Origin of the sequence: Cedecea selenatireducens, from assembly GCF_042138895.1 — a bacterium.
In the GTDB taxonomy this organism is placed as follows: domain Bacteria; phylum Pseudomonadota; class Gammaproteobacteria; order Enterobacterales; family Enterobacteriaceae; genus Cedecea; species Cedecea selenatireducens.
This window is the reverse complement of record NZ_JBHIKW010000010.1, coordinates 144,481-151,282: the sequence shown is the minus strand read 5'-3', so window position 1 is coordinate 151,282 and position 6,802 is coordinate 144,481. Positions and strand designations below refer to the sequence as shown.

5 protein-coding genes are annotated in these 6,802 nt (G+C 56.3%); 1 reads left to right on the top strand and 4 read right to left on the bottom strand.

Annotated features, from left to right (window positions below; genetic code table 11):
* Nucleotides 1-107 precede the first annotated feature (107 nt).
* The 3 genes from ACE38U_RS16930 to ACE38U_RS16920 all read right to left on the bottom strand — a co-directional run bounded on the left by ACE38U_RS16930 (nt 108) and on the right by ACE38U_RS16920 (nt 4,111).
* Complete coding sequence (locus ACE38U_RS16930) at nt 108-1,211, bottom strand: branched-chain amino acid ABC transporter substrate-binding protein (RefSeq protein ID WP_162473298.1); 1,104 nt, start codon at nt 1,209-1,211, stop codon at nt 108-110.
* A gap of 257 nt (nt 1,212-1,468) precedes the next feature.
* Nucleotides 1,469-2,713, bottom strand: coding sequence for an aromatic amino acid transport family protein (locus ACE38U_RS16925; RefSeq protein ID WP_154187495.1), 1,245 nt, complete (start codon nt 2,711-2,713; stop codon nt 1,469-1,471).
* A gap of 132 nt (nt 2,714-2,845) precedes the next feature.
* Nucleotides 2,846-4,111, bottom strand: a complete 1,266-nt coding sequence (locus ACE38U_RS16920; RefSeq protein ID WP_038477910.1) for a 4-aminobutyrate--2-oxoglutarate transaminase — start codon at nt 4,109-4,111, stop codon at nt 2,846-2,848.
* A 118-nt stretch (nt 4,112-4,229) separates the two neighbouring features.
* On the opposite strand from ACE38U_RS16920, the gene pdxR reads away from it, so the two are divergent.
* On the top strand, nt 4,230-5,720 hold the full coding sequence (gene pdxR / locus ACE38U_RS16915; RefSeq protein WP_038477907.1) for a MocR-like pyridoxine biosynthesis transcription factor PdxR: 1,491 nt from the start codon (nt 4,230-4,232) through the stop codon (nt 5,718-5,720).
* 36 nt (nt 5,721-5,756) lie between these two features.
* Here the strand turns inward: pdxR and rpoH are convergent, their stop codons facing one another.
* Entirely contained in the window at nt 5,757-6,611 is an 855-nt protein-coding gene (gene rpoH / locus ACE38U_RS16910) for an RNA polymerase sigma factor RpoH (RefSeq protein WP_038477904.1), read from the bottom strand.
* Nucleotides 6,612-6,802: the final 191 nt, after the last annotated feature.

Genomic DNA, 6,802 nt, shown 5'->3' with positions numbered 1-6,802 from the left:
AGTAAACACTAATTTTCAGCGTTGGTTGTGAGAACCCTCACCCCGCCCCTCTCCCAAAGGGAGAGGGAGTAAACACTAAAACGGCAACCCAGGGTTGCCGTTTGCTTTTATTTTGCGTCGGTGGCCGTGCCGTTGGCATGCCAGGTAAACACGCCGAACTCAAAACCTTTCAGGTCGCCCTTTTGATCCCAGGACAGCGGCCCCATCACGGTATCCACGGTCGCCCCTTTCAGGTATTTAGAGATTGCAGCCGGATCTTCGCTCTGGTTCAGGCCAGCGGCCAGGGACTGCAGCGCCGCGTAGGTAGTCCAGACGAACGCGCCGCTTGGATCCTGTTTCTTCGCTTTAATGGCGTCCACAATTGGTTTGTTGGCAGGAACCTGGTCGTAGTTCTTAGGCTTGGTCACCAGCAGGCCTTCCGCAGAATCCCCGGCGATGTTAGACAGAGAAACGTTCGCCACGCCTTCCGGCCCCATGAATTGGGTTTTCAGGCCGGCGGCGCGGGACTGACGCAGGATCTGCCCCATTTCCGGGTGGTAACCACCGTAGTAAACGAAGTCGATGTTTTCTTTCTTCAGGCGCGCAACCAGCGTGGAGAAATCTTTCTCACCGGCGGTGATACCGTCAAAGAAGACCACGTTAGCACCGCCTTTTTTCAGGCCGTCCTGCACGGAACGCGCCAGGCCTTCGCCGTACTGTTGCTTATCGTGGATAACGGCAATGCGCTTAGGCTTCACGTGTTCCAGAATGTATTTCGCCGCGGTTGGGCCCTGATCTGAGTCCAGGCCGGTGGTGCGCAGGGTCAGCTTATAGCCACGCGCGGTCAGCTCCGGGGCGGTTGCCGCCGGGGTGATCATCAGAATGCCTTCGTCTTCGTAGATATCAGACGCTGGCTGAGTAGAAGAAGAGCACAGGTGACCGATAACGTATTTGATACCGTCGTTCACCACTTTGTTGGCAACCGCTACCGCTTGTTTCGGGTCACAGGCATCGTCATATTTCGTGATAACCAGTTTGTCGCCTTTGATCCCGCCTTTAGCGTTAATGTCGGCCACCGCCTGCTCGGCACCGGTGAATTCCTGGTCGCCGTATTGCGCAACCGGCCCAGACATTGCCCCTACTACCGCGACCTTAATATCTTTTGCCATCGCCGCGTGGCTCATTGCCAGTGCAATGCATCCTGCCAGTAAGGCTTTACCCGTCATTTTCATCCTGAGAGTCCCCATTGTTATGGTTATTGAATTTGTTGTGTTGTTGTTTGTTAGCGCATTATTCTGTTTGTAGGTATAAGAAAAGCATATGACAGCTAACTTAAGGGCGACAGCCGGCGCTACGGCAGCACACTATGCTAAACATAGCGCCATTTGCGATAATTTGGAAAGACATATTTGAAGGTTAGATAACGGGAATGTGACAAAAAAATAACCGCGCCGGAATGCCTCCAGGCGCGGGGGAGCAAGCATCAAAATCACCAGCCCGCAGGCAGGTATCCCAGAGCGGAAGCAACCGCATAAACGGCACTGCAGAGGTAAAGCAACACAATGAAAATTTGAATCAGCGGGTGGGTCATAAACGGCGGGCAGGTCCAGCCCGGCGTGACATCACCGCTGCGACGAGCGCCTTTAATCATCAGAATCGGCATAATCGATAAAATCACGCCGCTGAACACGCCGGCAAAATAGAGCGCATTCACGAACGACACCAGCCCGCTGTAGGCCAGTACGAAAGGTGGAATCGCCACCACCAGCAGCACCAGGAAACGCTTCAGGGAGAGTTCGTCGCTGCCCAGGCGGAAGCGGTCAAAGATATTGGTCAGGAAGCTGCCGCCCAGCCCCCAGTACGAGGTCAGCATGGCGCAGAGCGCGAACAGGTTCGCCGAGAAGAACGCCCACTCTCCCAGCGCTTTCCCCCATGAAATGGTCGCCACCTCAGAGATATCGTCCAGGCCGTTAAGCATGATGACCGACATTGGCACCAGGGCCAGTAGCGCGAAGGTTACAACCATGCCAACGATAATCGCCTTCGGCAGCTTCTCTGGTTTATCGGCAAACCCTCGCGCCATCTCCGGCACGATGTACTGCGCCGAGAAGCAGAACACCACCACGTTGAATACCGGCACCATGTACAGCCAGTTGCCTTCCAGCAGGTAGCCCACGCTGGTCGTTTCTTTTAGCAAGGTGGCGATAACCAACACCGCGATCATCACCACCATGCCGATACTGATAAACTTTTCCCCGCGCCCGATGGCCTTCAGGCCCATATACAGCACGCCTGCGGCAGGAATGAAAAACAGCACGCTGCCCAGCGCCGGAGAAATACCAAATAAGGAGTGCAATAGTTTGCCGCTGCCGGTCATATAGGCGGTCAACGCGCCCACGCTGTTCACGCAAACCGAGAGGAACATCATCAGCGCGCCAAAGCGACCGACGTAGCGCAGCGACAGTCCGCTGAGCTGCAAATGCTGGCGAGTACGCAAGGTAGATTCGGCGACGTAAAGCATCGTCACGGTGGTCAGGCTGCCCACGAGCACCAGCCAGAACAGCAGCGGCCAGAAGCCAGCTTTGCTCGACGCATAGGCGATGGAAAGCACGCCCGCGCCGATGTTGGTGCCGACGATCATCGACACGCCTTCAACGAAGCTCAGGGATTTACCGGGGACAGCCGTTCGCTCCCCGCGCGCGATGGCGGGAGAGAAGGTGGAGTTTTCAGACATAATATTTTCCGTATTACTCCGGCGATAACGCCCGCCGGAAAACAGGGGATATCAGGGTGATAAACCACTTCACGCTGGGCAACAAAACCTTGTGTTATGACGGGCTTCCCTGCCGCCGCACAGTACGGGGCTTTAGCCCTTCAGCACCTGGGACAGAATGGCCAGCGCTTTGGTGAACTGAGCATCAGGAATGGTCAGAGGATAAAGGAAGCGGATAACGTTGCCGTAGACGCCGCAGCTCAGCAGCAGCAGCCCTTGTTCCTGAGCCTTCAGCTGAACTTCGCGGGTAAATTCCGGCGAAGGTTTCCCGGTCTGCGGATCGTTAAACTCCACCGCCACCATCGAGCCTTGCCCGCGTACGTCAACAATGGCCGGGCAGCCTTGGCGAGCCTGGTTCAGCACCTCTTTCAGGTGTTCGCCAAGCTGGTTTGCACGCTTGCACAGCTGCTCTTCTTTAATCACGTCCAGCACAGCATGAGCCGCAGCAACCGCCAGCGGGTTACCTGCATAAGTACCGCCCAGGCCACCAGGCGCAGGTGCATCCATCACTTCAGCGCGACCCACAACGCCGGACAGCGGGAAACCACCGGCCAGGCTTTTCGCCATCGTCATCAGGTCGGCCTTAACGTCGTAATAGTCCATGGCGAACAGCTTGCCGGTGCGCGCGAAGCCGGTCTGTACTTCATCGGCAATCAGCAGAATGCCGTGGGTATCGCACAGCTTGCGCAGCGCCTGCATAAATTCAGGTGGGGCAACGTTGAAGCCGCCTTCGCCCTGAATCGGCTCCAGCACGATGGCCGCAACCTGATCGGCGGCGATATCCGCTTTAAAGATACGATCGAGGCTTTTCAGCGCATCCTCAGTCGTTACGCCGTGCGCGGCATTGGGGTAAACCGCGTGGTAAACGGAGCCTGGGAATGGGCCGAAACCGATTTTGTAAGGCGCCACTTTGCCGGTCAGCGCCATGGTCATAAAGGTACGGCCATGGAAGCCGCCGCCAAAGGTAATCAGGCCGGGACGTTTGGTGTAGGCACGAGCAATTTTTACAGCATTCTCAACGGCTTCTGCACCGGTGGTGAAGAACGCGGTTTTCGCCGGGCCGTCGATAGGTGCCAGATCGTTAATGCGCTCGGCCAGCGATACATAGCTTTCATAAGGGACAATCTGGTAAGCCGTGTGGGTAAAGGCCTGTAGCTGTTTCTCCACGGCGGCAATCACTTTCGGATGACGATGACCTGTGTTCAGCACCGCAATCCCGGCGGCAAAATCAATAACTTCATTGCCTTCCACATCCCACAGGGTGGCGTTCTCAGCCTTCTCTGCAAAGTAGCTACACATCACGCCCACGCCGCGCGGCGTGGCCTGTAAACGACGCTGATTCAGCTCTGCACTTTTCACCTTGGTCTCTCCTGTTATGTCAGTCACTTTATCGCAACAAATCAGAAACAATGTCGTTTATTTACACAGGTATTGGCCCTATAATCGAGTACCAATTCAGATTATCTGAGGGATCCAATTGCGAGATTTAGTGGGTGATTTGATTCTTGTCCGGCTGCAGGAAGAGACCGACAATCTGCTGCATAAGCGCCTTTACAATGCGCTACGCCGCTCAATTCTGGATGGTTCATTGCCGCCCCATGGCCGCCTGCCCGCCTCCCGCGATCTGGCCAGCGAACTCAGTATTTCTCGTAACACTGTATTAACAGTTTACGAGCAGCTTATGACTGAGGGGTACGTTTCCTCCCGCCAGGGCAGCGGAACATTTGTTGAAAAAACGCTGCCGGATCGCTTCACCTCCGCAGGGAACGTTGGCGAAAGCGGCGCGCCCCCTGCCCCGGAGGTTTCAATTTCCCGCCGCGGCCTGCATCTTTTGTCCCAGGTCAGCGCCAGCCCGCGCCAGTGGGGAGCGTTTATTCCGGGCGTCCCGGACGTTAACGCTTTCCCTCATCCGCTATTCAGCAAGATTCAGGCGCGCATCAGCCGCCGTCCTAAACCCGAACGCCTGAGCTATAGCTGCAACGGCGGTACGCCTGAGCTGCAGCATGCCCTTGTCGACTATCTGCGGGTTTCACGCGGCGTAAACTGCCAGGTCGACCAAATTCTTATCACCGAAGGGATCCACCAGGCTATCGATCTGGTCACCCGGATGCTGTGCGACAGGGGCGATCTGGCGTGGATCGAAGAGCCTTCTTACTGGGGAATTCGTCACGTGCTGACGATGAATGACGTGCGGATCACACCGCTCACCGTCGACGCGAACGGCCTTTGCCCGCCGGAGACGGTAACAGAAGCGCCGCGCTTAATCTTCGTCACGCCGTCTCATCAGTACCCGCTGGGCGCGGTGATGAGTCTGGAGCGTCGTCAGCGCCTGCTGGCCCTTGCCCGCCAGCACGGCAGCTGGATTATTGAAGATGATTACGACAGCGAGTTTCGCTTCTCAGGCCAGCCGATCCCCGCTCTGCAGGGGCTGGTAGCCGAGGCGCCGGTGGTTTACATCGGTACCTTCAGCAAAACGCTTTATCCAGGGCTCAGGCTCGGCTACGTGGTGCTGCCGCGCCCGCTGATAAATGACCTGAAAACGGCGCATGCGGAGCTGTATCGTGGCGGCCACTCGCTTATCCAGCAGGCGCTGGCGGAATTTATTACTGCCGGGCACTATTCGGCCCATATTCGCCGTATGCGCCTGCTGTACGGCCGTCGCCGCGCCTTCCTGACCGAGCTTATCTCCCGCCACTGCGGGCCTCAGGCGCTGTCAGACTTCAGCGACAACGCCGGGCTGCATCTGATTTTGAACCTGCCGGATGAGGCCGATGATGTGGCGATTGCGCAGCGTGCCAACGCCCGCAATATTCTGGTGCGGCCGCTGTCGCGTTACTACCTGACCGGGCAGCGCAAGAAGGGGTTATTGATGGGGTTTGCCAGCCTGCCGGAGAGCGAAATGGAGGCGGCGTTTGCCGTGCTGCTGGAATGTATGCCGGAAGCTAAAAAGCAAAACGCCCCAGCATAAAGTGGGGCGTTATCGGTGCGCGGTACGGTATCGGCGTTAAGCTTCGATAGCGGCGCGCAGTTTTTTCATCGCGTTCTTTTCAAGCTGACGAACGCGCTCGGCGGAAACGCCATAGCGGTCAGCAAGTTCCTGCAGCGTGCTCTTGTTGTCTTCATCCAACCAGCGCGCGCGGATAATCTGCTGGCTGCGCTCGTCCAGGCCCTGCATCGCATCGCTCAGCTTGTCGGCGGCGTGAGATTCCCAGTTGTCGTCCTCAATGCCTTCGGCAAAGTTAGAGGATTTATCCTGCAGGAACAGCACCGGCGCCATTGGCTGACCGTCGGAATCGTCGTCGTTAGACATGTCGAAGGTCATATCCTGCGCCGCCATGCGTGATTCCATCTCAAGCACGTCTTTGCTGGACACGCCAAGCTCGTTGGCGACCATTTCGACTTCATCCTGGTTAAACCAGCCCAGACGCTGCTTGGTTTTACGCAGGTTAAAGAACAGCTTACGCTGTGCTTTGGTCGTTGCGACTTTCACAATACGCCAGTTACGCAGCACGTATTCATGAATTTCTGCCTTGATCCAGTGCACCGCAAAGGAGACCAGGCGAACACCCACTTCCGGGTTAAAACGGCGTACTGCTTTCATCAGGCCAATGTTGCCTTCCTGGATAAGGTCTGCCTGCGGCAGGCCGTAACCGGAATAGTTACGCGCAACATGAACAACAAAGCGCAGGTGAGACAGGATCAGCTTTTTCGCTGCTTCCAGACTGCCCTGGTAATGCAGCTTTTCAGCCAGCTCCTTCTCTTCCTCAGCCGTTAACATCGGCCAGGCGTTCGCAGCCCGGATATACGACTCCAGGTTACCAACAGGGGCTAAAGCTAAATTTTGCATTTCTTTGGTCATTCAAACCCTCTCTTAGAGACTTACGTACAGGTTGCCATTTTACTGACTTATGGCACACCGACAACACGTCAGGGGCCAAACCGTAGCATTCACTGTACTCTCAGACAGTGATGTTATCCACAAGTTCAATGTAAAGCTGTGAATAGATTACACACAAAGTGTGACGGTTGTTGCAGCATGGCAGGGGGCAC